Source organism: Streptomyces scopuliridis (genome assembly GCF_042790125.1).
Lineage (GTDB): Bacteria > Actinomycetota > Actinomycetes > Streptomycetales > Streptomycetaceae > Streptomyces > Streptomyces scopuliridis_A.
Window position 1 is genome coordinate 351,052 of record NZ_JBHTZS010000005.1, and the last position, 23,259, is coordinate 374,310.

20 protein-coding genes are annotated in these 23,259 nt (G+C 72.9%); 14 read left to right on the forward strand and 6 right to left on the reverse strand.

Annotated elements, in window-relative coordinates; genetic code table 11:
- The 11 genes from ACFRKB_RS10570 (at window position 1) to ACFRKB_RS10620 (ending at window position 11,117) form a co-directional block, all read left to right on the forward strand.
- The gene (locus ACFRKB_RS10570) at window positions 1-993 is read left to right on the forward strand and encodes an ABC transporter permease (protein ID WP_383104982.1); all 993 of its coding nucleotides are present in this window, start codon (window positions 1-3) and stop codon (window positions 991-993) included.
- Between the two features lie 3 nt (window positions 994-996).
- On the forward strand, window positions 997-1,872 hold the full coding sequence (locus tag ACFRKB_RS10575) for an ABC transporter ATP-binding protein (RefSeq protein ID WP_383104984.1): 876 nt from the start codon (window positions 997-999) through the stop codon (window positions 1,870-1,872).
- Window positions 1,869-2,762, forward strand: a complete 894-nt coding sequence (locus tag ACFRKB_RS10580; protein WP_383104985.1) for an ATP-binding cassette domain-containing protein — start codon at window positions 1,869-1,871, stop codon at window positions 2,760-2,762. The genes ACFRKB_RS10575 and ACFRKB_RS10580 overlap by 4 nt, the downstream gene beginning before the upstream one ends.
- Window positions 2,759-3,739 (forward strand): aldo/keto reductase, encoded by a 981-nt coding sequence (locus ACFRKB_RS10585; RefSeq protein ID WP_383104987.1) that lies wholly within the window; start codon window positions 2,759-2,761, stop codon window positions 3,737-3,739. The genes ACFRKB_RS10580 and ACFRKB_RS10585 overlap by 4 nt, the downstream gene beginning before the upstream one ends.
- A gap of 76 nt (window positions 3,740-3,815) precedes the next feature.
- Entirely contained in the window at window positions 3,816-4,613 is a 798-nt protein-coding gene (locus ACFRKB_RS10590) for an HpcH/HpaI aldolase family protein (RefSeq protein WP_383104988.1), read from the forward strand.
- 2 nt (window positions 4,614-4,615) lie between these two features.
- Complete coding sequence (locus ACFRKB_RS10595) at window positions 4,616-5,824, forward strand: sialidase family protein (RefSeq protein ID WP_383105134.1); 1,209 nt, start codon at window positions 4,616-4,618, stop codon at window positions 5,822-5,824.
- 69 nt (window positions 5,825-5,893) lie between these two features.
- The gene (locus tag ACFRKB_RS10600; RefSeq protein ID WP_383104990.1) at window positions 5,894-6,586 is read left to right on the forward strand and encodes an NADPH-dependent F420 reductase; all 693 of its coding nucleotides are present in this window, start codon (window positions 5,894-5,896) and stop codon (window positions 6,584-6,586) included.
- A gap of 197 nt (window positions 6,587-6,783) precedes the next feature.
- Complete coding sequence (locus tag ACFRKB_RS10605; protein WP_383104991.1) at window positions 6,784-7,524, forward strand: class I SAM-dependent methyltransferase; 741 nt, start codon at window positions 6,784-6,786, stop codon at window positions 7,522-7,524.
- Window positions 7,521-8,585 (forward strand): pyridoxal-phosphate dependent enzyme, encoded by a 1,065-nt coding sequence (locus ACFRKB_RS10610; RefSeq protein ID WP_383104993.1) that lies wholly within the window; start codon window positions 7,521-7,523, stop codon window positions 8,583-8,585. Before ACFRKB_RS10605 ends, ACFRKB_RS10610 begins: the two co-directional genes overlap by 4 nt.
- Window positions 8,582-9,814 (forward strand): ATP-grasp domain-containing protein, encoded by a 1,233-nt coding sequence (locus ACFRKB_RS10615; protein ID WP_383104994.1) that lies wholly within the window; start codon window positions 8,582-8,584, stop codon window positions 9,812-9,814. The genes ACFRKB_RS10610 and ACFRKB_RS10615 overlap by 4 nt, the downstream gene beginning before the upstream one ends.
- 31 nt (window positions 9,815-9,845) lie before the next feature.
- Window positions 9,846-11,117: an MFS transporter gene (locus tag ACFRKB_RS10620; protein ID WP_383104996.1), complete on the forward strand. Its 1,272-nt coding sequence runs from the start codon at window positions 9,846-9,848 to the stop codon at window positions 11,115-11,117.
- Between the two features lie 46 nt (window positions 11,118-11,163).
- On the opposite strand, the gene ACFRKB_RS10625 is transcribed toward ACFRKB_RS10620, so the two are convergent.
- Entirely contained in the window at window positions 11,164-11,787 is a 624-nt protein-coding gene (locus ACFRKB_RS10625; protein ID WP_383104998.1) for a sigma-70 family RNA polymerase sigma factor, read from the reverse strand.
- A gap of 326 nt (window positions 11,788-12,113) precedes the next feature.
- Window positions 12,114-12,788 carry a hypothetical protein gene (locus tag ACFRKB_RS10630; protein WP_383104999.1) on the reverse strand — a complete coding sequence of 225 codons (675 nt, stop codon included), beginning with the start codon at window positions 12,786-12,788 and terminating at the stop codon, window positions 12,114-12,116.
- Window positions 12,789-12,944: 156 nt separating this feature from the next.
- Between ACFRKB_RS10630 and ACFRKB_RS10635 the strand changes: the two genes are divergently transcribed.
- A complete protein-coding gene (locus ACFRKB_RS10635) occupies window positions 12,945-13,964 on the forward strand; it encodes a ferric reductase-like transmembrane domain-containing protein (protein WP_383105136.1) in 1,020 nt (339 codons plus the stop codon).
- Between the two features lie 124 nt (window positions 13,965-14,088).
- The gene (locus ACFRKB_RS10640; RefSeq protein WP_383105001.1) at window positions 14,089-15,456 is read left to right on the forward strand and encodes a CAP domain-containing protein; all 1,368 of its coding nucleotides are present in this window, start codon (window positions 14,089-14,091) and stop codon (window positions 15,454-15,456) included.
- Between the two features lie 30 nt (window positions 15,457-15,486).
- On the opposite strand, the gene ACFRKB_RS10645 is transcribed toward ACFRKB_RS10640, so the two are convergent.
- Window positions 15,487-16,131, reverse strand: coding sequence for a DUF4232 domain-containing protein (locus ACFRKB_RS10645; RefSeq protein ID WP_383105003.1), 645 nt, complete (start codon window positions 16,129-16,131; stop codon window positions 15,487-15,489).
- A gap of 266 nt (window positions 16,132-16,397) precedes the next feature.
- Between ACFRKB_RS10645 and ACFRKB_RS10650 the strand changes: the two genes are divergently transcribed.
- Entirely contained in the window at window positions 16,398-17,654 is a 1,257-nt protein-coding gene (locus ACFRKB_RS10650; RefSeq protein WP_383105004.1) for a PP2C family protein-serine/threonine phosphatase, read from the forward strand.
- Here the strand turns inward: ACFRKB_RS10650 and ACFRKB_RS10655 are convergent.
- The 3 genes from ACFRKB_RS10655 to ACFRKB_RS10665 form a co-directional block, all read right to left on the reverse strand.
- Window positions 17,566-18,930: a glycosyltransferase 87 family protein gene (locus tag ACFRKB_RS10655; protein WP_383105006.1), complete on the reverse strand. Its 1,365-nt coding sequence runs from the start codon at window positions 18,928-18,930 to the stop codon at window positions 17,566-17,568. The genes ACFRKB_RS10650 and ACFRKB_RS10655 overlap by 89 nt on opposite strands.
- A complete protein-coding gene (gene mptB / locus ACFRKB_RS10660; protein WP_383105007.1) occupies window positions 18,927-20,354 on the reverse strand; it encodes a polyprenol phosphomannose-dependent alpha 1,6 mannosyltransferase MptB in 1,428 nt (475 codons plus the stop codon). Before mptB ends, ACFRKB_RS10655 begins: the two co-directional genes overlap by 4 nt.
- A gap of 170 nt (window positions 20,355-20,524) precedes the next feature.
- Entirely contained in the window at window positions 20,525-23,257 is a 2,733-nt protein-coding gene (locus ACFRKB_RS10665; RefSeq protein ID WP_383105009.1) for a ThuA domain-containing protein, read from the reverse strand.
- Window positions 23,258-23,259: the final 2 nt, after the last annotated feature.

Here is a 23,259-nt window from a genome sequence, read left to right on the forward strand (position 1 = left end):
ATGACCACCGCCCCGCGTACCGCCGCTTCCCCGGGCGCCCCGCCCGCCGGCGCGGCTGCCTCCGGCGGCCGGCCGAGCGCCGTCACCGCCCGCGATCTCGCCCGTGCCACCGCCACCCGGCAGCGGCGTGGCGCCCGCTTCAAGCTGTGGGCGGGGGCCGTCTGCACCGCGCTCGTCGTACTGCCGGTCGCCCTCGCGGGTCTGCTGCCGCTGCCCGGCGCCGACGCGCAGGATCTCTCCCGGCGCCGGCTGCCCCCGCTCAGCGACGGGCATCTGTTCGGCACCGACCAGCTGGGCCGCGATCTGCTCTCCCGTGTGCTGCACGGCGGCCAGGTGTCGCTGACGGTCGGTATCCTCGCCGTCCTCGTCTCCGGACTGATCGGTATCGCGGCGGGCGCCGCGGCCGGATTCTTCGGCGGCTGGGTCGACGCGGTCGTCTCCCGGCTGCTGGAGGCCCAGCTCGCGCTGCCCCTGCTGATGATGCTGCTGCTCGTGGTCGCCCTGTTCGGTCCGTCCGTCACCGTCATCACCTGCGTGATCGCGGTCGCGCAGTGGCCCGAGGTCGCGCGGCTCACCCGCTCCCTGGTGCTCGTGGAACGGGAGAAACCGTATGTCGCCGCCGCCCGGGTCCTGGGACTGCGCGGCTGGTCGGTCCTCGGCCGGCATGTCGTCCCCAATGTGATCCGCCCGGCGAGCCTGGTGGTCCTGCTGCTGCTCGCCCAGGCCGTCCTGCTGGAGAGCGCGCTGAGCTTCCTCGGCGCGGGCCCGCAGCGGCCGTTCGCCACCTGGGGCCGGATCATCTCCGACGGCCAGGACTACATCACCACCTCCTGGTGGCTGGTCACCCTGCCGGGTCTGGTCATCGCCCTGCTGGTGGTCGGCGTCAACCTGCTCGGCGACGGGCTGCGCGACCGTACCCGTGCGACGAAGGCGCCGCGCGGGGCACGTGTGCCGCGTGGCACCCGCGCCGCACGCTTCAAGAAGGGAGCCTGAGCCATGACGGATATCCCGCCGAAGGACGCCGCACCGAAGGATGTTCCGCTGCTCGACGTCGAGGACCTGCAGATCGAGCTCATCACCGCGCACGGAGTGGTCCGCGCCGTGGACGGAGTGAGCTTCACCGTGGGCAGGGGCGAGACCGTGACACTCATCGGCGAGTCCGGATCCGGCAAGTCCACCACCGCCATGGGCGTGCTGCGGCTGCTGCCGGAGGGCCTCGCGGTGCTGTCCGGGAGCGTACGGATCGCCGGGCGGGACGTCCTCGCCGACCCCGGCGCGGCGCGCGCGGTGCGCGGGCGTACCGTCTCGCTGATCCCGCAGGACCCGATGACGGCCCTCAGCCCGGTCCATACGATCGGCCGTCAGCTCGGCGACGCGCTGCGGCTGCGGCACCCCGGGCTCTCCCGCGCGGCGCTCAGGGAGCGCGGCACGGATCTGCTGGCCCAGGTCCGTATCCCCAGGCCGGAGACCCGCTGGAAGGCGTATCCGCACCAGTTCTCCGGCGGCATGCTGCAACGCATGCTGATCGCCGTCGCGCTCGCCGGGGAGCCGGAGCTGCTGATCGCCGACGAGCCCACCTCCGCGCTGGACGCCACGGTGCAGGCGAGCGTTCTCGATCTGCTGATGGAGCTACAGGAAGAGGAGTCCCTCGGGATGCTGATGATCACGCACGATCTGGGGGTGGCCCGGGTCGTCTCCGACCGTATCCATGTCATGAGGGAGGGCAGATTCGTGGAGTCGGGATCCGCCGGGCAGATCGTGGACCGGCCGGCCGCGCCGTACACCCGCGACCTGCTCGCCGCCGTGCCCCGGCTCGGCGCCTGGGACGAGGACTCCCGCACGGAGACCGCGACACGGGGAGCACGGACATGACCCGTACGCGGACCACCGGCGCCGGTCCGTTGCTGAGCGTCGAGGACCTGGTGGTCGAATACCCCACCGCGCGGGGCCCGTTCCGCGCGGTCGACCGGGTGAGCTTCCAGCTGGAGCGCGGCGGCTCGCTCGCGGTCGTCGGCGAGTCGGGGTGCGGCAAGTCGACCCTGGCCCGCGCCCTCGTACGGCTGCTGAAGCCCACCTCGGGCCGGATCGCGCTCGACGGTACGGATATCGCCGGGCTCCCCGAGCGGCGGCTGCGTCCGCTGCGGCGGCGGGTGCAGATGGTCTTCCAGGATCCGTACGGTTCGCTCGACCCGCATCTGACCGCCCAGCAGATCGTGGCCGAGCCACTGCGCCTCTCGGGTGTCGGGGACAGGACGGAGCGCGCGCGGCGCGCGGCCGAGCTGATCGACCGGGTCGGGCTGCCGGCCACGGCCCTGCACCGCCGGCCGCCCGAGTTCTCCGGGGGCCAGCGCCAGCGCATCGGGATCGCCCGCGCGCTCGCGTCCCGGCCGGAGCTGCTGGTGTGCGACGAGGCGACCTCCGCGCTCGATGTCTCCGTCCAGGCGCAGGTGCTTGAGCTGCTGCGCGAACTCCAGGCCGAGACGGGCATCGCCTATCTCGTCATCGCGCACAACCTCGGGGTGGTGCGCGAGATCAGCACCGATGTGCTGGTGATGAACGCGGGCCGGATCGTCGAGAGCGGTCCGACCGGCGCCGTACTCGCCTCACCGGCCGAGCCCTACACCCGGGCGCTGCGCCGCGCCGCCCTCGACCCCACGGCGATCCGGGGCGTGAAGCCCCGCCATGTGCTCAGCGTCGCGGCTGACAGCGGCACGGCCGGCTCCAGCACCGTCACCCACGCATCGGAAGGCACCCGCCCGTGACCACCGGCATCCCTCTGCCGCACCTGCCCGTCCCGCTGTCCCGGCTCGTGCTGGGCACCATGACCTTCGGCGACACCGTCGACCGTACGGGCGCCGCCGCCATGCTCGACACCGCGCTGGACGCGGGCATCACCGGTGTCGACACCGCCAACGGGTACGCGGGCGGTGAGAGCGAACGTATCCTCGCCGGGCTGCTGCCGGGCCGTCGCGACCGGATCGTGCTGGCCACCAAGGCCGGTATCCCCCACCCCGACCAGGGCGAGCACGCCCCGCTCTCCGCCGCCGGAATGCGGGCCGCGCTGGAGGGCAGCCTCAAGCGGCTCGGCACCGACCGCGTCGATCTCTTCTATCTGCACCAGCCCGACCGCGCCACACCGCTCGCGGAAACCCTCGCGGCCGTCGCGGAGTTCGTCGCCGAGGGCAAGATCCTCGCGCTCGGGGTCTCGAACCACGCGGCCTGGCAGATCGCCGAACTCGTCCGTACGGCGGGCGAGGTGGGGGCGCCGCGCCCCGTGATCGCCCAGCAGCTGCACAATCTGCTCGCGCGCCGGCTGGAGGAGGAGTACGTCGAGTACGCGACCGCCACAGGGCTGCGCACCATGGTCTACAACCCGCTCGGCGGCGGTCTCCTGACGGGCCGTCATACGTTCGCGCAGGCGCCGGACTCGGGCCGGTTCGGGGACTCCAGGCTCGCCGCGATGTACCGGCGGCGTTACTGGGACGAGCGGCTGTTCGCCGCCGTCGGTCAGCTCACCGCGATCGCGAGCGAGGCAGGTATCCCGCTCACCGAGCTGGCGCTGCGCTGGCTGCTCGACCGGCCCTCCACCGACGCGCTGCTGCTCGGCGGCTCACGCACCGAGCATCTGCGGGCCAATATCGCCGCCGCGCAGGCCGGTCCGCTGCCCGCCGGGGTGACCGCCGCCTGCGACGAGGTCGGCGCCGTGCTGCGCGGCCCGATGCCCGCGTACAACCGCTGACCCCGGCCCCACCGCCGGAGCCCAGACCCGGCCCGCTGTCGGGCCGGCCATCCCGCCCCACCTCGAAGGGACTTCCATGACCCGCCCCCCGTCCGGTACGCCCGCCGCCTTCGCCGCCGCCCTGCGCGCCCGCGAACAGCTCATCGGCTACTGGTCCGTCCTCGACTCCCCCGTCTCCACCGAGCGCATCGCGCGCCTCGGCTACGACTATGTGGCGCTGGACGCCCAGCACGGCCTGATCGAGTACACGGGGCTGCTCGCCTCCCTCACCGCCATCGACACCAAGGGGAGCACCGCCGTCGGTCTGGTGCGCGCCGAGGCCAATGACCCGGCGCCGATCGGCCGCGCGCTGGACGCGGGCGCGGCCGGGGTCATCGTCCCGCTCATCGACACCGCCCAGGACGCCGTCGACGCGGTGGCCGCCGTACGCTACCCGCCGCTCGGCCGCCGCTCCTACGGCCCGATGCGCTCCGGGCTGCGGATCGGCCCCGACCCGGCCGACGCGCATGAGCAGACCGTCGTCCTCGCGATGATCGAGACGGCGGACGGCCTCGCCAATGTCGCGGAGATCTGCGCGACCGAGGGGCTCGACGGTGTCTATGTCGGCCCGTCCGATCTGCGGATCGCCCTCGGCGGCGCCACCTCCACCGACCCGGCCGTGGACGAGCGGTTCGAGGCCGCGCTCGTCACCGTGCGCGAGACGGCCGCAGCCGCCGGAATCGCCGCGGGTATCCACAACGCGGACGGCGCCAGTGCGGCCCGGCGGCTGGCGGAGGGCTTCACCTTCGCCACCGTCTCCAGCGACCTGACGCATCTGGCGCAGATCGCGGGCAGCCACCTCGCCGCCGCCCGTGGTACCGAAGAGGCCCGGTGACCATGACGAACCCGGCCGCCGACGGTGTCCTGCGCCCGCACCCCGCCGAGCCGGGCCGTACCGAAGCCACGCTGGCCGCGCCCGCCGCGCAGAACCACGCCGCGAATCTGACCGTGCTGCCCGGCGGGGATCTGGGCTGCGTCTGGTTCGGCGGCACGCAGGAGGGCGTCGCGGACATCTCCGTCTGGTTCTCCCGGCTCGCTCCCGGGGCCGACGGCTGGTCCGCGCCGGTCCGCCTCTCCGACGACGCCACCCGCTCCGAGCAGAACCCCGTCCTGTTCCCGACACCCTCCGGTGAGCTGTGGCTGCTGCACACCGCGCAGCACGCGGGCCACCAGGACACGGCGGAGGTCCGGCGGCGGGTCAGCCGCGACAACGGCGTGACCTGGGGCCCCTCCCATGTCCTGTTCCCGGCCACGGCCGGGGGCGGCGTCTTCGTACGGCAGCCGGTCGCCGTGCTCCCGTCGGGACGCTGGCTGCTGCCCGTGTTCCGCTGTGTCACCACGCCCGGCGAGCGGTGGTCGGGCGGCCGGGACACCAGCTCGGTCATGATCAGCGACGACGCGGGCGCGACCTGGGCCGAACGGCCGGTGCCCGGCTCCACGGGGCTGGTGCACATGAACATCCACGCGCTGCCGGACGGTTCGGCGCTCGCGCTGTTCCGCAGCCGCCGGGCCGATCATGTGTACCGCTGCCACTCGCAGGACGACGGGGAGACCTGGACGGCGCCGGAGCCGCTGGCCGTGCCCAACAACAACTCCTCGCTCCAGTACGTCCCGCTGGACGACGGCCGGCTCGCGCTGGTGCACAACCACAGCAGCGCCGCCGACGCCACCGAGCGGCGGGTGTCGCTGTACGACGAGATCGACGACGACGGTGTGAGCGACGCCGCGCCCGCGGACGGCACCGGAAGCGGTGCCACGCCTCCCCCGGACGACGCCGCCTTCTGGGGCGCGCCCCGCGCCCCGCTCACGCTGTCCCTGTCGTCGGACGGCGGCCGTTCCTGGCCGGTGCGCCACGACCTGGAGACGGGCGACGGCCACTGCCTCACCAACAACTCCCGGGACGGCCTCAACCGCGAACTGTCCTACCCCTCCATCGCCCGCTCCCCCGACGGAACACTGCACATCGCCTACACCCGCCACCGCCGCGTCATCACGTATCTGCGCCTGAGTCCCGCTTGGACGGCCGGGGAGGGGATGAGCGGCTGAGGCTGGGCCATTCGTGGCCCGTCGCGTGCGCGCGGGAATACCGCGGCCAACTGTCCGGCTGGGATCACCATGAGCACTCTTGGACTGATCGGCAGTGGACACATCGGCGGCACCCTCGCGAGGCTCGGCGTCGCCGCCGGGCTGGATGTGGTCCTCAGCAACTCACGCGGCCCGGAGACCCTGGCCGGACTCGTGGCGGAGCTGGGACCACGCGCGCGGGCCGCGACGCCCGCCGAGGCGGCGGCGGCGGGGGACTGGGTCGTGGTGACCGTCCCGCTGAAGAACTACCGCCAGGTGCCGGTGGCACCGCTGGCGGGGAAGGTCGTTCTCGACACCAACAACTACTACCCCGAGCGCGACGGGCGGATCGCCGAGCTGGACGCGGAGGAGACCACCACCAGCGGACTCCTCCAGCGGCATCTGCCGGACGCCAAGGTCATCAAGGCGTTCAACAACATCTTCTTCAAGCATCTGGCCGCGCTCGCCCGGCCCACGGGCGCGGCCGACCGCTCGGCCCTCCCGATCGCCGGTGACGACCCCGGGGCGAAGGCCTCCGCGACCCGACTGCTCGATCTCCTCGGGTTCGACGCCGTCGACGCGGGATCCCTCGCCGACAGCTGGCGCTTCCAGCGCGACACACCGGCGTATGTCGTGCCGTACGCGGAGAATCCGCAGGGTCTCGGCCTCACCGCCGACGACCCGGGCAGGAGCGCGGACGCCGCGGCGCTCCGTACGGCCCTGGCCGCCGCCACCCGCGGCTGAGCCGCGGAACGGAGAGCCCCCGGACGCGCCCGGAACCACTGCCGCGCGCGTCCGGCATCCGTGGACCGCCTGTCCGCCGCGCGCGGGTTCAGGAACTCTCCGGGAACCAGCCGGGCCCGACGGCCGACTACTGACACGAAAGCGAGTGCCAGCGCTCAGGTCAGGGGCCGTCGCGGCTCCGGAGGAGGACAGCCGGTTTGCAGTGGTACGAGGATGACTCCCTCTGGTCCGACTTCGCGCCCACGATGTTCTCCCCCGGCCGCGCCGAGCAGGCCGCCGGCATCGTGGCGAGTTCCCCCCTCCTCGACTTCCCGCCCGGATCCCGGGTGCTCGATCTGTGCTGTGGTCCCGGGCTGTTCCTGGTGCCGCTGGCGCGCCGGGGTTACACCGTCACCGGCGTCGATCTCAGTCCGTCCATGCTGGAACGGGCACGGGCCGCTTGCGCGGAGGCCGGCGCGGACGTCCGGCTGGTGCGGGCCGACATGCTCGACTACGTCCAGCCGGGCTCCTTCGATGTCGTGCTGAACGTCTTCACCTCCTTCGGCTACTTCGACGATCCCGACGACAATCTGCGGGTCCTGCGCAACGCCCGCGAATCGCTCGCCCCCGGCGGCCGGCTGGTGGTCGATGTGATGGGCAAGGAGGTGCTGGCCGGCTGGATCGGGCGGCCCCAGGCCGTGGATCTGCCCGACGGCTCCTATGTGGTGCAGCGCGATGTGGTGCTGGACAGCTGGCGCCGGCTGCGCACCGACTGGACGCTGGTACGCGGCACTTCGGCCCGTACGGCGTCGCTCACGTCCTTTCTCTACAGCGCCGCCGAACTGCACGATCTCTTCGTGGCGGCCGGGTTCACGGATGTCGAGTGCTTCGGTGGCTTCGACGGCGGCGGCTACGACCAGCACTCGCGCCGGCTGATCGTCAGGGGGGTACGGAAGTGACGGACGTACGCGTACACGAGCATGTCACCGACGCGATAAAGCCCCCGGACCTGATCAGGCTGAGCCCCAATGTGGTGCTCGCGCGCTTCGAGACGATGAAGGTCTACGCGGCGCTCGGAGCGGTCCGTACGCTGCTGCGGCGCGGCCGGATCGTGCCCGGACAGACGCTCATCGACAGTTCGAGCGGTATCTACGCGCTGGCGCTCGCGATGGCCTGCCACCGGTACGGACTGCGGTGTCACATCGTGGCGTCCACCACCGTCGACGCCGTGATGCGGGCGCAGTTGGAGGTGCTGGGCGCGACGGTCGACCAGATGCCCCCGTCGGAGAGTCTGCGGCTCGACCAGGAGCGGCGGGTGCGGCACGTACGGGAACTGCTGGCCCGCAGGCCGGACTACCACTGGATGCGGCAGTACCACGACGCGGTGCACTACGCGGGCTACCGGGAGTTCGCCGAGCTGGTCACGGCGGCGCTGCCGGACCGGTCGCTGACCGTCGTCGGCGCCGTCGGCACCGGCGCCTCCACCGGCGGTCTGGTCAGGGCGCTGCGGGAGCCGGGGCACGGCTCCGGGCGGGCGGTGCGGCTGGTGGGCATCCAGCCGTTCGGGAGTGTGACCTTCGGAAGCGAGCGCTTCAGCGATCCGGAGGCGATCATCGCGGGGATCGGCAGCTCGATCCCGTTCGGCAATGTCCGGCACGAGCTGTACGACACCATGCACTGGGTGGACTTCCGGCATGCCATGGCCGGCGCGGTGGGTCTGCTGCGCGAACACGCCGTGTTCGCGGGGCTGTCGACGGGCGCCGCGCATCTGGTCGCCTCGTGGGAGGCGGAGCGCGATCCCGGACGGCAGCATCTCGTCATCGGCGCGGACACCGGACACCGGTACGTGGAGCGGGTGTTCGCGCGGCACGCCGAGGCCCTGGACCGGCGCACGCTGCGGCCGCGCCGGATCCACGCCCTGGACGATCTCGGTCCGCCGTGGTCGGTGATGGAGTGGGCGCGACGCCCGCACAAGGAGCCCGTGGTGGCGGAAGTCGGTTCGGAAGGAGACGCGCTGTGACCATCGCCGCGCTGGAGTCACTGTCGTTCGGACTGGCCCGGATGGCCGCCGCGGCGGCCGGGGCCGGGCACGGGCTGACCCTGCTCACCCGCGACCGGTCGGTGTACCGGCACGAGCTGGACACCCTGCCGGACGACGCGCCGCTGTCCGTCGTCGAGGTCGACACCTTCGACCTGGCCGAGTCCCGGCGGGCGCTGGCCGCCCTGCCCGGACTGGCCGGTCTCCTCAACACCACGGACACCTGGAGTGTGCCGGCCGCCGGTCTCGCGGCCGAGTTCGGCCTGCCGGGCCCCGATCCCGAGGCGGTACGGCTGCTGCGGGACAAGTCACGGGTTCGCGGACTGCTGCACCGTCACGGGCTGAGCAAGAGCCCCGCCGTGCCGGTGGCGCCGGATCCCGGCAGCGCGGACGAGGTGCTCCGTACGCTCACGCCGCCGCTCGTCCTCAAGGACTCGGCGGGCACCTCGTCGCGTAACGTCTGGGTGGTCGGGGACGAGGAGGAACTGCGCGCCGCGCTCGGCGAGGCGTCCCAGCAGGCCCTGGCCGGCGGGCTGTTCGCGGAGTCGTTCCTGGCCGGGCCGCTCTACAGCGCGGAGACCCTGAGCTGGGCCGGCGAGTCCCGGCTGCTGGGGGTGCTCAGCCGGCAGACCTCGCGGGACATCGCCGTACGGGAGGAGGCCGCCGCCTTTCCCGTCGCGCTGCCCCCGGCCGGGCGGGGTGAGATCGAGGCGTGGGTGGGCCGTGTGCTGCGGACGGCGGGTCATGACAGCGGCTTCGCCCATGTGGAGTTCATCCTCACCCAGCACGGTCCCGAACTGGTCGAGATCAACCGCAGGATCGGCGGCGCCCTGGTCGGGGAGGCGCTGTGCCTGTCCCTGCGGACGAATGTGTACGACGCGATGATCGAGGCGGCGCTCGGGCGCCGGCCCCGGCTCATGGATCAGCCACTGGACCACTCCGGCCCCGCGTGCGGTTTCCTGCTCGTCTATCCGGACCGGCCGGGAACCCTCACGGGCTGGCAGGGGCTCGATGAGCTGGGCGCCTATCCGGGCGAGGTGCGCTGGTACCCCGTCAGGGCGCCGGGGGACGTGATACACACCGTGGCCGACCAGCGTGGCTGCACCGGCATGGTGCTGGCCGAGGCGGCCACCGCCGAGCTGGCGCTGCACCGGGCCGCTAGCGCCGCCGCGCGGGTGCGTCCCGTGCTGGTGGCCGAGGGCGGTACGTGAGCGCGGGCCGACGCGCGGCGCGGGCGGGACGTTGACGGCACGTCCGAGCGGTCCGCGGATTTTTCTGCTGGTCTGCTCGTTCCTGATCACGCTGGGCAGCTTCGCCGTACTGCCGTACATGTCGGTGCTGCTGCACCAGCGGCTGGGGCTCGGGCTCGGCACGGTCGGGGTCGTGCTCGCCGTCGCCTCGCTGGTGCAGTTCTCCGGTGGTGTGGTGGGCGGCGCGCTGGCCCGGCGGATCGGGCTGCGCGCCACCATGCTGGTGGCACTGGCCGTGCGTACGGCGGGGTTCGCCGCGTTCGTGCCGGGGCTCGGCAGTCCGACGGCCGCGATCGGCGCGCTGTTCCTGGTGTCGTGCGGGGCGGCGCTGTATCTCCCCGCGAACAAGGCGTATCTGGTGGAGGGGGCGGCGGAGTCGGAGCGGCCCCGGCTGCTGTCCGCGAGCGGCTCGGCGTTCAACGCGGGCATCGCGCTGGGCCCGCCGGCGGCGGCGCCGTTCATCCTGACCTCACCGGGCGCCCTGTTCGCCGGTGTCACCGCGCTGTTCGCGGTGGTCGGGCTCGGGCACGCGCTGCTGCCCGCCGTGGCAGCCACGCCCGGTGCGCGCGATGCGCACGGTGCGAGCGGTGCGCCCGGTGCGCGCAGTCCGCGGAAGGACGAGGATCCCGTCGGACCGGCCGGACGTCCCGGCGCGGGCGGGCTGCCGTTCGTGGTGACCGTACTGAGCGTGTACGTCTTCATGTTCTTCCAGCACTATCTGGCGCTCTACGCCGTGCCCCGTACCTCGGCGTCGTTCTACGGCGGGGTGCTGATGGGGTACGCGTGTCTGCTGGTGGTCGCGCAGCCCCTGGTGTCGGAGTGGATCGCCGGGCTCTCCTACCGGCGTGCGATGCGGGTGGGCTTCGGCGCGATGGCCGCCGGGACCGCGGTCATCGGTGCCGGCGGGCGGGTTGGGATCGGCGTGGGCGCCGCGTTGATCTGTCTGGGCGAGATCGTGCTCTTCCTCAAGAACGATCTGGAGGCGCTGGCCCGTTCGTCCGCCGCGCCCGCCGTGGTGTTCGGCCGGCAGCGGCTGGCGGCGGGGATCGGCGCCTTCGCCAGCGGGGTGGCGGGCGGTCAGTTGTACGGCGCGGCCGAGGATCTGGGGACGGCGCGGGGCTTCTGGTTCGCGGTCTCGCTCCAGGCCCTGGTCCTGCCGGTGCTGCTGGTCCCGCTGGCCGGTGCGGTGCGCCGCCGGTACGACCGCTCCCGCACCCGGCCGGAGAAGCACGCGGCGGCCGACGGCGGTCCGCGCCGTACCTGAGCCCGACGTGCCTGGGCTTCGGGTACGTCGCGGACCGGGCCGTCCGTTACCGGGGCGCCGCTCGGCCGGGCAGCGGCCCCGGGTCCCGGTCCGCCAGCCATACGGCGGTGAGTTCGCGCCGCGCCCGTGCGACGCGGGAGCGCACCGTACCGACGGGGCAGCCCGCGGCGTCGGCGGCCTCCGCGTAGGAGAGCCCCAGCACCTGGGTCAGCACGAACGCCTGCCGCCGCGCCGGGTCCAGCGCGCCCAGCGCGTCGAACACCGCGACGCGCTCGTCGAAGCCGGGCAGATGGCGCGGCTGGGCACGCTCGGCGTCGCTCTGCCAGTCGGTGGAGTCGGCGAGCCGGGGCCGTGCGGCGGCGCCGCGGTAGCGGTCGATGACCACACACCGCGCTATCGACAGCAGCCAGGTGCGCGCGCAGGAGCGGCCCGCGAACTTCGCCAGGCTGGTCAGGGCCCGCAGATAGGTCTCCTGGGCCAGATCGTCGGCCCCGGGCACATCGGCGCTGAGATGCGCGACGAACCGGCGCACATCGTCGTATGTCGCGTGCACGAACCGCTCGGCGGCCTCGCGGTCGCCGGTGCCCGCCGCCAGCGCCCAGGCGGTGATCTGGAGATCGCGCTGCGCGGATCTGACGCCCGGTGAGCCGCCTCCCCGGACGGGGGACATGGCGGCGGGGGTACGGGATGTGACGACGGGAGCGGTGGGTCTCGCGGTGCGGGCGGGGGGATTCATCGTCGGAGCAGGGCACATCGCGGGTCGTCCTTCGTGTCCTCGCGGAGCCACGCCGGACTGGACGAGCAGGCCCGAAGCAGCGTCGTCCGCCCCCGGGCAGAAGGGACTTCGGACGTACTCGTCCAGGCGTCCGCGCGGCTCCCATCGGTGGCCGGCCCCCGCGACAGCGGCGCTGGTGACCGGCATGCCTGTGAACAGGCACGCGTACGTGCCTGAAGGGACCCTCGGCCGCGCGCGGCACAGCGCGGACGGACGGAGGGTCAGCGCGGTGACGGAAGGACGGGCGGACCCCGGCGGGTGATGCCCCGCAGGAGGACGAGCGGGCGCGGCCCGCGCCGCGGCCTGCCCGGGGTGCGGATCCGCGTACACGGCGGGGCGAACCCGATGCCGGTCAGCACCCGCCAGGCGAGCAGCAGCGGAGCGGCGACGAACAGCGCGAGCGTGCGGCCCAGTTGGAGGACCGCCGACTCGCCGCGCCACAGCCACCAGCCGCACAGCAGCCCCGCGACGCAGTGGGCCGCCGCCATGCCCGAGGTCAGGGAATGGCCGTCGTAGGCCAGGACGAGGGCGAGGATATCCGGCGGCGCCTCACTCATCCCGGAGTGGGCGTGCGCCATCGCCATGGCGGACCGGTCCCCGCCCGGCATTCCGGGCGCGGACGCGGTCCCGGCGGGCGGCGGAAGCGTATGGGTCCAGCTGAACAGCGTGTGCAGGACCAACTGACCGGCGCCGCTCGCCCCGGCGATGGCCAGAACCCCGCGCTCCCGCCCGGCCAGCCACCATCCCGCGCCACCCGCCAACACGAGGGCGACGGCCAACGCCGTCCGTGGAAGCGGCACTTCGGAGCGCAGAGCGTGGCCGAGACCGGACACCGCTACGCACACGACCGCGAAGATCGCGGCACGTGTGAGGCGGAATGCGGGCCCGGCTCCCATGGCTGACATCGTGTCACCCGGCACCGAGCTTCGGAAAAGAGCTGCTGATCCGGATACGTCGATGATTCACCCGTTATAGAACGACACCAAGAGATGTGATCCATGTCACAGGACATCGCCGGGAACTTTCCCGGCCCGGCGGCCGACTGCTCCGGTATGAAGTCGTCCCCCGCGTCCGCCGCCGCCCCCGAGCCGAGCGAGCCCGCCGAACCGGCCGAACCGGCCGAAGAGCCCGCCGGCGCCCCGGGCCCCCGGCCGTCCCGGCCCACACTCCGGTCCGATCTCCGGGCCTCGGTCCCCGACGGTCTGATCGCGCTGGTGGTGACCGCCGCCGTCTTCGCGCTGCTCTATGCCCGGATCCGGGCGAAGACCTCGTCGACCGTGTCCGTCATGCCCTTCATGGCGGACGCGGGGGGCTTCTGGATGTACTTCCTCAGCCAGGCGTTCGGCTGGGCGGCGCTGCTGTGGGCGTGGGGCACCGTGATTCTCGGGCTGCTGCTCTCCGGGCCCCGTCCGCAGTGGCTGCCGCTGTCGGGACCGCGGCTGGAACGGCTGCACCGTACGACGAGCCTCAACACGATCGCGCTGATCGCCGCTCACGCCCTGCTGTTCGCCGCCGAGCTGGTACGGCACGACACCGCGCGGTGGAACTCCCGGCTGTGGACGGCCTTCATCGAGGCGTTCGTGCCGGGCGGCTACGACTCGGGCACGGGGCAGATCGCGATGCCGGTCGGCCAGGCCGCCCTCTATCTGGCGATCCCGCTGGGACTGCTCTTCTACGTCAGGCACCGCATCGGCCCCAAGACCTGGCGTGTACTGCACCGCTTCGTGATCGTCGTCTACATCCTGAGCGTCTGGCACACGCTGCTGTACGGAACGAACGTCTGGTACGACGGATGGTTCCGCACCTCGGTCTGGCTGCTGCAACTGCCCATCGCGGCCCTGCTGCTCGTACGGCTGCTGCGCCCCGCCCGCCGCTCCGAGCGGCTGTCACGCCCCGGTACCGGAACCGGTGGCACGGGCTGGCGGATCTGGTCCGGCTGGTCCCTGCGTCTCGTCGGACGCCTGGCCGTGGCCGGTGTCGTCGTCGCCATCCTGGCGGTCGTCCTCAGCGGGAGGGACGGCGGTCGCACCATCCCTCCCGCCGACACGTCCTCCACCCACAATCACGACTGAGCCGCTCCCCGTTGTACGAGACCGCCGCGCCCGTGCGGAACCGTCGCACCCTCCCGCGACGTTCCCCGTACAGCGTCGGCACCGGGCTGACGTGATCCGACCCCGAGCCGGACGGACGGTGCCGATGAGCGAGTTGGTCCCCGGCGGAAACATGCCCCTGCCGGACTCGGAGCTGTGGTTCCGGGTCCCGGGGCCCTTCGATCTCTCCGTACTGATCACCGGCGACAGCGGGAAGGTCGCCGGTGACGGCGACTTCGTCTTCTACAACCAGCCATCGGCCCCCGGTGCCCGGCTGCGTGCCGACGGGATCGGGGTGGATCCCGGGCGGCTGCGGGCGGGCGCGAGCCGGGTGACCGTGGTCGTCAGCCCCGCCGAGCCCGGCATCCCTCTCGGGCGGCTGCCCGTCCCCGCACTGACGGTCGCCGGGGCCGGCGGACGCGTCCTCGCCCGGTTCACCCCCGCGCGCCCGGCGGATGAGACGGTGCTGCTGCTGGCGGAGATCTACCGGCGCGGCGCCACCTGGAAGCTGCGCGCCCTCGGTCAGGGGTACGCGGACGGACTGGCCGGAATCGCCCGTGACTTCGGCGTCGCGGTCGCGGAGGAGGCGGCCGGACCCGTACCGCCGTCACCCGGCCGGGCGGCGGCGCCGGCCGTATCCTCGTCGGCGGTATCCGCGCCGGCCGTCGCGGTGCCGGCCGTTCCGGCGAGCGGTATGGAGGCGGAGTTCGCCGGGCTCGTCCGGGCCGCACGGCTCGGGGCGGGCGTCGCGCCGGTGACCCTGGACGGGCGGCTCTCGGCCGCCGCGCGCGCCCACGCGGCGGTGATGGCGGGACAGCGGCGGCTGAGCGCCGAGGGCCCCGACGGTCTCTCGGTCTTCCAGCGGATCACGGCCGGCGGTTACCGCTATCTCCGTATCGACCAGCAGCTGGTCTCCGGGCCGCGTACCGCCGCCGAGTTCCTCGACTACTGCCTGACCGACGGCGAGACCCGGCGCCCGCTCCACGACCCGGCCCTGACGGACGCGGGCATCGCCCATCACCACGACTCCCGTTCCGGGGACGTCTACTGGACGGCGCTGTGGGCGGCGCCGTTCACCGCGGACGGTCTGCTGCGGACCGTGGCGGAGGTCCTCGCCCTCACCAACGCCGAGCGGACCCGCGCCGGGCTCCGTCCGCTGGCCGACGACCGGCAACTGGCGGCGGCCGCGCAGGCGTACAGCGCCGACATGGCCGCGCGCGCCTTCTACTCGCACACCTCGCCGGAAGGGCTCGCGCCCTGGGACCGCGCCGGCGCCGCGGGGGCCGCGCACCGCGGCATCGGTGAGAACATCGCCTGCGGTCAGCGCGATCCGCGCGAGGTGGTCCGGGGCTGGATGGACAGCCCGGGGCACCGGGCCAATATCCTCAAGCCCGACTTCAGCCACCTGGGAGTCGGCTTCGCGGGCGGCGGCCCGGCCGGGACGTACTGGACACAGCTCTTCGGCCAGACCTGACAGCTCCTGACACCTCCTGACCGCTCTGGCTCAGCCGGACCGCACCGCGGTCACGGTGAAGGTGTCACCGCAGACGACCGGTGCCGACGTCCGCAGCGTCATGGCGTCCTTGGAGCCGGGCGGATAGATCCTGAGGAGGCTGGGCGCGGCCCAGCAGGAGGAGCCCTTGATGCCCCTGTTCAGGGTGTGCAGGGTGACGTCCGCGGTGCCGCCGGGAGCGAGCGTCACGGCGGGCAGTCGCTCGCCCTCGCGGGTGGCCGGCTTGCCTATGAGCGCGCCGTCGCCCGCGAGGAGGGAGACCCCGGGGAAGCCCCGCAGCACGCACGCGCCCGCCCCGTTGTTGACGAGCCGCAGGTCATAGCGGATATTGCCCGCGCCCACGTCCGGGGCGCTCAGGCTCAGCCCGAGCTGATCCGCCGTACACCGCGACGACGCGACGGCCGCCTGCCCCCCACCGCTCCGCCCCGCCGAGGGTGCCGACTGGACCGAGGCCGTGGACGAGGGCGGCGCGCCGGAGGCCCCGTCTCCGGCGCTGTCCACGGGGGCGGAAGCGGACGGGACAGAGGAGGCGGACCCGCCGGAGCCCTCGGGGGCCGACACCGGGGAGCCACCGGAGCCGCCACCGCCACCGCACGCCGCGGTCGCGACGGCCAGCAGCGTCACGGACGCCGCCATGGCGCCCCTCCGCCACGCCCGCCGGGCCCGCGCGGGTCGTGACCTGCCCGCGGTCTGGCGCCGGTCCCGGGATGACGTGCTGAACGTCTGGAAGTGATCGGACACTCTGCCCACCTGCCCCTCGCGTCGTACGTGGACCCCACGTACGTATACCCGGAAAAGCGGGGAGCGCTCGCGTCCGTGGACGGAGCACCGGACGCGCACGGCCTCCGGCCAGGCGGAACCGCGGCGGCGGTGTGAGACTTCAGAGGAGGAGGTGATCGGCGATGGCGACCGGATCCCCCGCCCCCGGCAACGATCCCGCACTCGCGTCCGCGCCCCCGTCCGCGCCCCCGCCCGGCGACATACCCGGCTCCAGGGAGCGGCTGCTCGAAACGCTGCTCTCCGAGGTCCACACCGCGGCGCCGATGGATCTGCCCGCCCTGGTCGACCGGTGCGCGGCCATGATCGACGTGGAGAGCGTCGTCGTCTACCTCGTCGACATCCAGCAGCGGTATCTGATCCCGCTGACGCGTGGGCTGCCCACCATCGAGCTGGACATCTCCACCCCCGGGTGGGCCTATCGCACGATCGATCTCCGGGTCGAGGAGAACCCCGGGGGAGGGCTCATGGCCTGGCTGCCGCTGGTCGACGGTGCGGAGCGGCTCGGCATCCTCGGTATCCGGACGGCGGTGCTCGACCCCACCCGGCTGCGCCGCTGTCGCATGCTCGCGTCCGTGCTCGCGATGGCGATCACCTCGAAGCGCGCCTACAGCGACAGCATCGCGCGGCAGTCGCGTACCGAACCCATGGATCTGCCCGCGGAGATGCTGCGCTCTCTGCTGCCGCCGAGGACCATCGGCAACAACCACGCCGTGTCGACCGCGGTGCTGGAACCCGCGTACCACATCGGCGGCGACGCCTTCGATCACTCGCTGACGCAGTCCACCCTGCATGCCGCGATCTTCGACGCCATGGGCCACAACCTGGCCTCGGGGCTGACCACCGCTGTGGCCGTGGCGGGCTGCCGCAACGCCCGCCGCGCGGGCGCCGAGCTGCCCGAACTCGTCGCCACCATCGACCAGGCGCTCGGCCAGTGGCTGCCCGACCAGTACTGCACCGGCATCATCACCCAGCTGGATCTCGCGGAGGGTGTCTTCCGCTGGTGCAACTGCGGCCATCCGCAGCCCCTGCTCATCCGGGGCGGGCGGGTGCTCGACGCGGCGCTGGAGCGGCCCGCGCAGCCTCCGATGGGGCTGCCCGCGCAGTTCGCCACGGCCCCGCGCGCGGCCTACGAGGTGATGCTCGAACCCGGTGACCGGGTGCTGCTGTACACGGACGGGGTGACGGAGGCGCGGATCGAGAGTGGTGACCGGCTCGGGCTCCGCCGCTTCACCGACTCCATCATCCGGGGCGCCGCCGCCGGCGAGCCGGCGCCCGAGGCACTGCGCCGGATCATCCACTCGATCCTCGACCACCAGAAGGATCAGCTGCGCGACGACGCCACCCTCCTGCTGATCGAGTGGCGGCCACCCCGTCCGTGACGACGGCGGCCGTCGCCCCGGGCAGCCGCCTGGCGCCCGGTCCCGGGCCCGGTTCGGGTACGGGGAGCGCCGCCGGGCCCGGGGACACGAACAGCAGGCCGAGGGTGATCCACACATAGGCGTTCGCGCCGAGGAAGGCGTCCAGGCCGGTCGAGTCCCACCGCCAGAGCCAGACGACGCTGCTGCACAGGACGACATAGAGCGCGGCGCACACCGCCAGCGGGCCCCGGCGCGCGCCGGGGCTCCTGCTCAGGGCGGAGTCCGTCAGCACGAGCAGGGCCGGAATCAGCCAGACCAGGTGATGCACCCAGGTGACCGGGCTGACCAGACAGGCGGCGAGGCCGGTCAGGGCGAATCCGGCCCGGTCGTCGCCGTCGCGGGCCGCCGCGCGGGCGCGGTACGCCCAGACGGCGAGGACGGCCAGGACGCACGCCAGCCACAGCGCCCGGCTCGGATGATCGGGCTGGAGCCGGGCCAGGACGCCTTGCAGCGACTGGTTGGAGACATAGCTGAGCGAGCCGACCCGGTCGGTGTCCCACAGGGCGCCGGTCCAGAAGGCCCGGGAGGCGCCGGGGTCGATCAGGGCGGCGAGCAGGGTGGCTCCGCCGGCCGTGCCCGTCGCCACCGCGGCCTGCCGCCGGCGGCCGGTGACCAGCAGATAGCCGATGAACAGCGCGGGCGTGAGCTTGATCGCGGTGGCCAGCCCGATACCGATGCCCGCGTACCGGCCGCGCCCGGTGGCGAGCAGCCGCGCGTCGGCGAAGACGAGCGCGACGAGCAGCAGATTGACCTGGCCGAAGCTGAAGGTGTCGCGGACCGGCTCGAACAGGGCGAACAGACACCCGGCCACGACGAACACGAACCACGGTCGCCGGTCCTCGCGCGGCGCCGCACCGGGGCTCGCGTCCGCGCGGTGCGCGACCAGGCGCCGCACGGCCGGACCGGCCAGCCAGCGCAGCAGCAGCGCCGAGGCCACGGTGCTCAGCACGGCGCTGATGGCGATGGCCACGTGCCAGGAGACCAGCGACATCGGCAGCATGACGACGGCGGCGAAGGGCGGGTACGTGAAGCCGTACTGCGTGCCGGGGCGGAGGTAGTCGTAGATCCGGCCGTCGTCGTGGATCCAGTCGTTGACCGTGCCGTAGTAGACGCCGACGTCGAAGAAGCCGCGGTGCAGCGGAACGGTGGCCAGGAAGACGGCGGTGGCCACGACGAGGAGCACCGCGATGGCCGGCCGTCCCCCGTCGGCGGTCAGGGCGTCGCGCAGTCGTCTCATGACGCCACCCGCGTCCGGGAGTGGACCGTGGTGGAGTCGGACATCTCGAACATCCAGTACAGCGCGATCAGGGCGAGCGCGCCGCCGCCCACGGCGAGTGTCAGCTGCATGCCGTCCGGCGGGGATCCACTGGGCAGCAGCCCCAGCGCGAGGACGCCGCTGCCGGCCGCGGCCCAGCGCCGTACCCGTCCGTCGGGCGCGGCGGCGGCGATCAGGAACAGCCCCCACAGCGCGTACCACGGCCGGAAGGCCGGGCCGAGCGCGAAGACCGCGAGCAGACTGAGCGCCAGCGCGTAGACGGGTCCCAGCGGCACCCGGCGCAGCCAGAGGACCACCACGGCCGCGGCGGTGGCCAAGAGGCCGAACCACCGCCACGCCGGTACGGCGCGATCGGCGAGCCCGCTGCCCACGGCGTCCAGCAGCGCGCCGCTGAGCCGGCCGAGTGCGCTGGTCAGCGACCAGTTGTCGGGCGACACGGGGGTGGAGAGCGTGCCGAGCCAGCCGTATCCGGTACCGGTCGCGGCTGTCACCAGGACGGTGGTCGCCAGGGCGACGGCGCACGTCAGCGCGGCGGCCCGGACCGTACGTGCCCGGCCGGTGAGCCGCCCTGCCCACAGCGCCGCGACAGCGAGCAGCCCGAGCGCCGCGGGGGCCTTCACCAGCGCGGCGAGCGCGACGAGGACGGCGGCTCTGGCCGGCCAGCCCCCCAGGGCCGCCACGAGGCCGGCGCCGAGGAGGCCCAGCATGAGGGCGTCGTTGTGGGCTCCCGCGACGAGATGCAGCAGGACGAGGGGGTTGAGCGCGCCGAGCCAGAGCGCGGCGGACCGGTCGACGCCGCAGCGGTCGGCGAGCAGCGGCAGGAAGACGATCATGAGCGCGACACCGAGCAGCGCGACCAGCCGCATGCCGAACACCCCGGCGGACATGTCGACATGGGCGAGATCGGACGCCTTGGCGGCGACGGCGAGGAAGACCGGGCCGTACGGGGCGGGGGTGTGCTGCCAGACGGGCGCGACCTCGGTGGCGAGCGGGCCGCCCAGCTGCGCGGGCCCGTGGGTGTACACATCGATGCGCGCGTCGACCATCGCCCCCTGCGCGAGGTAGCTGTACACGTCCCGGCTGAACAGGGGCGGCCCGATCAGCAGGGGCGCCGCCCAGATCGCGAGCGTCACCAGCAGTTCCCGGGGCGCGGGCGGACGGGGGCGGCGTACCGCGCGGCCGAGCCACCACCAGGCCGCGATCAGCAGGACGAGCCCGAAGTACGCGCAGAGCACGCCCAGGGCGGCCCGGCCCGAGGAGGGGAGCAGCGCGTCACGTACCGGCAGCGCGCCCGCGGTCAGCCCGCCGGCGGTGAGCGCGACGGATCCCGCGAGCCCCAGCGTCCGGCATCGGTTCGGGTCCACATCCGCGTTCAGGGCGAGCATCTGTGGAGGCTCGCAGGAGGGGGTGGCCGGGAAGCGACGTGATCACCACGGCCGGGTGGCAGGCGCATAGCCGCCGTGTTAAGCCGGGACGGGCCCCGGTGGGGTCGGGGCCCGTCCGGTGGGACCGCCGCTCGGGCGGTCCCCGCGTGGGATGTCAGCCGGTCATGACGTCAGCGCACGCGCCGTGCGGCGAACTGGTCCACCCAGTACTTCGTACGGTCGAGATAGCTGGTCTCGGCGTCGGTCCCGGTCTTCCCGTACGCGCCGGAGAAGGTCTGGTAGCCGAAACCGGCGGGCGGGTTGGCGGCGGCGGGCTCGATCGAACTGCCCTCGTGCCACTCGTTGAAGGAGGTGACGGAGACCCAGGTGGGCGATCCGCCGATGGCCGGGTCGAGCGCGTTGTTCCACTCCTTGTCGTAGGTGGCGCCGTTGTCCCGGCCGAGTGTGGGCGTGGTGTTGCCCGGCACCGCGCGGTCGTCGATATAGCCGGGTGCCACCGAGGGCGCCCAGATCAGACCGTTGGCCTTGGCGTAGTCGCCGGCCTGCTTCCAGCCGGGGGCGGTGGCGCCCGCGATGCCGTCGTAGGTGTAGAGCCCCGAGAAGTGCGCGATCTTCGAGGTGTCGGTGGTCTGCGCCAGGACCGTGTTGTTCTGGGTGACCTGGTCGAGGGCGGACCAGTCCGTGATCCTCAGACTCTCGAAGACGTAGAAGGCCGGGCGGTTGTTGTGTTCCGCGTCGCGGTAGTAGGCGGGATGGCTGCCGTAGGTGGCATTGAGGTACTGGATGTCGGAGACGACGGAGGCCGCGGTGCGTCCCGAGTACGGCTCGATGTGCCAGGCCACCTTGACGCCCTGCTGCTGGGCCGCGTCGAGCACGCCCTTGGCGAGGGTGTCCTCGTAACCGCCCCTCCCCCACCAGCTGTAGACGATGACACCGGCGCCCGACTGCTTGACCCACCGCATGTGCTGGGCGACGGCCCCTGCGAAGTCACCGGAGTCGTACGCACCCAGCTTCGGGTAGAGGTCGGCGCCGATGTCCTGCGGTGGGGTGCGTCCGCCCTGCTGCCAGTGGCGGTAGCTGCCGTTCTTCACCGGGCTGCCGTACCACGGGTAGTAGAAGAGATGCACATTCGACGACAGGGCGGCGGTCGCCGCCTGCTTCTCCAGGGTGAAGGTGTCGATGTCGAAGAGGGAGCCGGCCCCGCCGGTGAAGGTGAGGAAGACGGCTCCGGTCGGGGTGCCGGTCAGCGCGGTGGAGACGGTGCGGAAGTTCTCCCAGCCGCCGGTGTTCGGTACGGCCAGTGAACCGAGCACTGGTCCGGTGGCTGATCCGGAGCGGACCTGGATGGTGCCGCCGGAACCGCCCGAGGAGATCTTCGCGGTGAACGTCCTGGTCCCGGTGAGCGAGGCCTGCGCGTAGCCGGCCCAGTCGCCGTTCTCGATATAGCCGAGGGTCCTGCCGCCGCTGGCGGAGGCGTGGTCGGCGGGCTGCACCCCGGAGGACGAGGTGTACGACTCGCCCTCAAAGGTCGTCGACGGCGTGCCGGTGCCGCCGAGTTCCTTGATCCGGATGTTGCGGAAGGAGACATCGTCGCCGGTGCCGTGGTTCTGGATGCCGATATGGCCCTGCGCCAGGGACCGGGCGGGGTCGGTGTTGGTGAAGTCATTGATCTTCACACCGTTGAGGAAGACCTGGAGCCGTTCCCCCTCCACCCGGATCTCGTAACCGTTCCACTCCCCCGGCGGGTTGAGCGCGCCGTCCCGGGCCGCGATGTCGGCCGACTTGAAGCCGTAGACGGCGCCTGTAGTCCTGTCCGCGGTGTCGGTGGCGTCGATCTGGATCTCGTACCCCTGGTTCACCGCCGAGTTGGGGTCGTCGGAGGCCGGGAAGCCCACGAACACACCGGAGTTGTCGTCTCCCTGCATCTTCCAGTCGAGCTTGAGGGAGTACGCGTTGTACTCCTTCGCGCGGTACCAGAACAGGCCCATGCCGCCCTGCGAGGTGAGGGTGGCGTCGGTGTTGGTGAAGCTGCCGGGGCCGGCCTGCGACCAGCCGGTGGTCGAGCCGTTGTAGAGCGGGGTGTAGCCGCTCTCCGGCCGGCAGTCGGCCTTGGCGAAGCCCGCCGCGTACCGGATTCCGCCGAGGAGCAGGGAGCGGAAGGCGGGGTCGGCGTACGACTCGGCGGTGTGGCCGAGGCCGGTGTAGAACGACCGGCCGCTGCCCTGGGCGTGGCACCAGGTGATGGGGTGGTCGCCGCTCATCTCCCCGCCGCTGTAGCTGCTTTCGTCGAGGCTCTGGAGCACGCGCACGTTGGCACGCGGATTGGTCCGGTAGTTGTACCACTCGTCGGTCCTGGACCAGGTCTGGCCGAGGTGGGCGGTGGCGGCGTGGGTCCGGTCCTCGGTCTTCAGCGTGGCCTGCTGGATCGCCGGGTGGCTCTTGAACCAGGCGCCGACGAGCTGTTCGTACTGTGGCCAGTCGTACTCGGTGTCGGCCGCCGCGTGGATACCGAAGTAGCCGCCGCCTCCGTCGACATACGCCTGGAGGGCGGACTGCTGGGTGGCGTTGAGTACGTCGCCGGTGGTGGAGAGGAACACCACCGCCTTGAAGCCGGCCAGATTGGCCGGGGTGAAGGCGCCGCTGTCCTCGGTGGCCGTGACCGTGAAGTTGTTGGCCGCGCCGATATCACGGATGGCCTGGGTACCGGCCGGGATGGAGTCGTGGCGGAAGCCCGCCGTCTTGGAGAAGACGAGCACCTTGTAGGCGGGGTCGGCGGCCTGCGCGGTCACGGCCGGTGTCAGGAACGCCCCGATGAGGGCGAGTGCGGTCACGAGCGCCGAGGCGAGCGCCGCCGGTATCCGGCGTCGGCGTGCGGACGGCCGGTGGGGGGTCTGGTGGAACATCA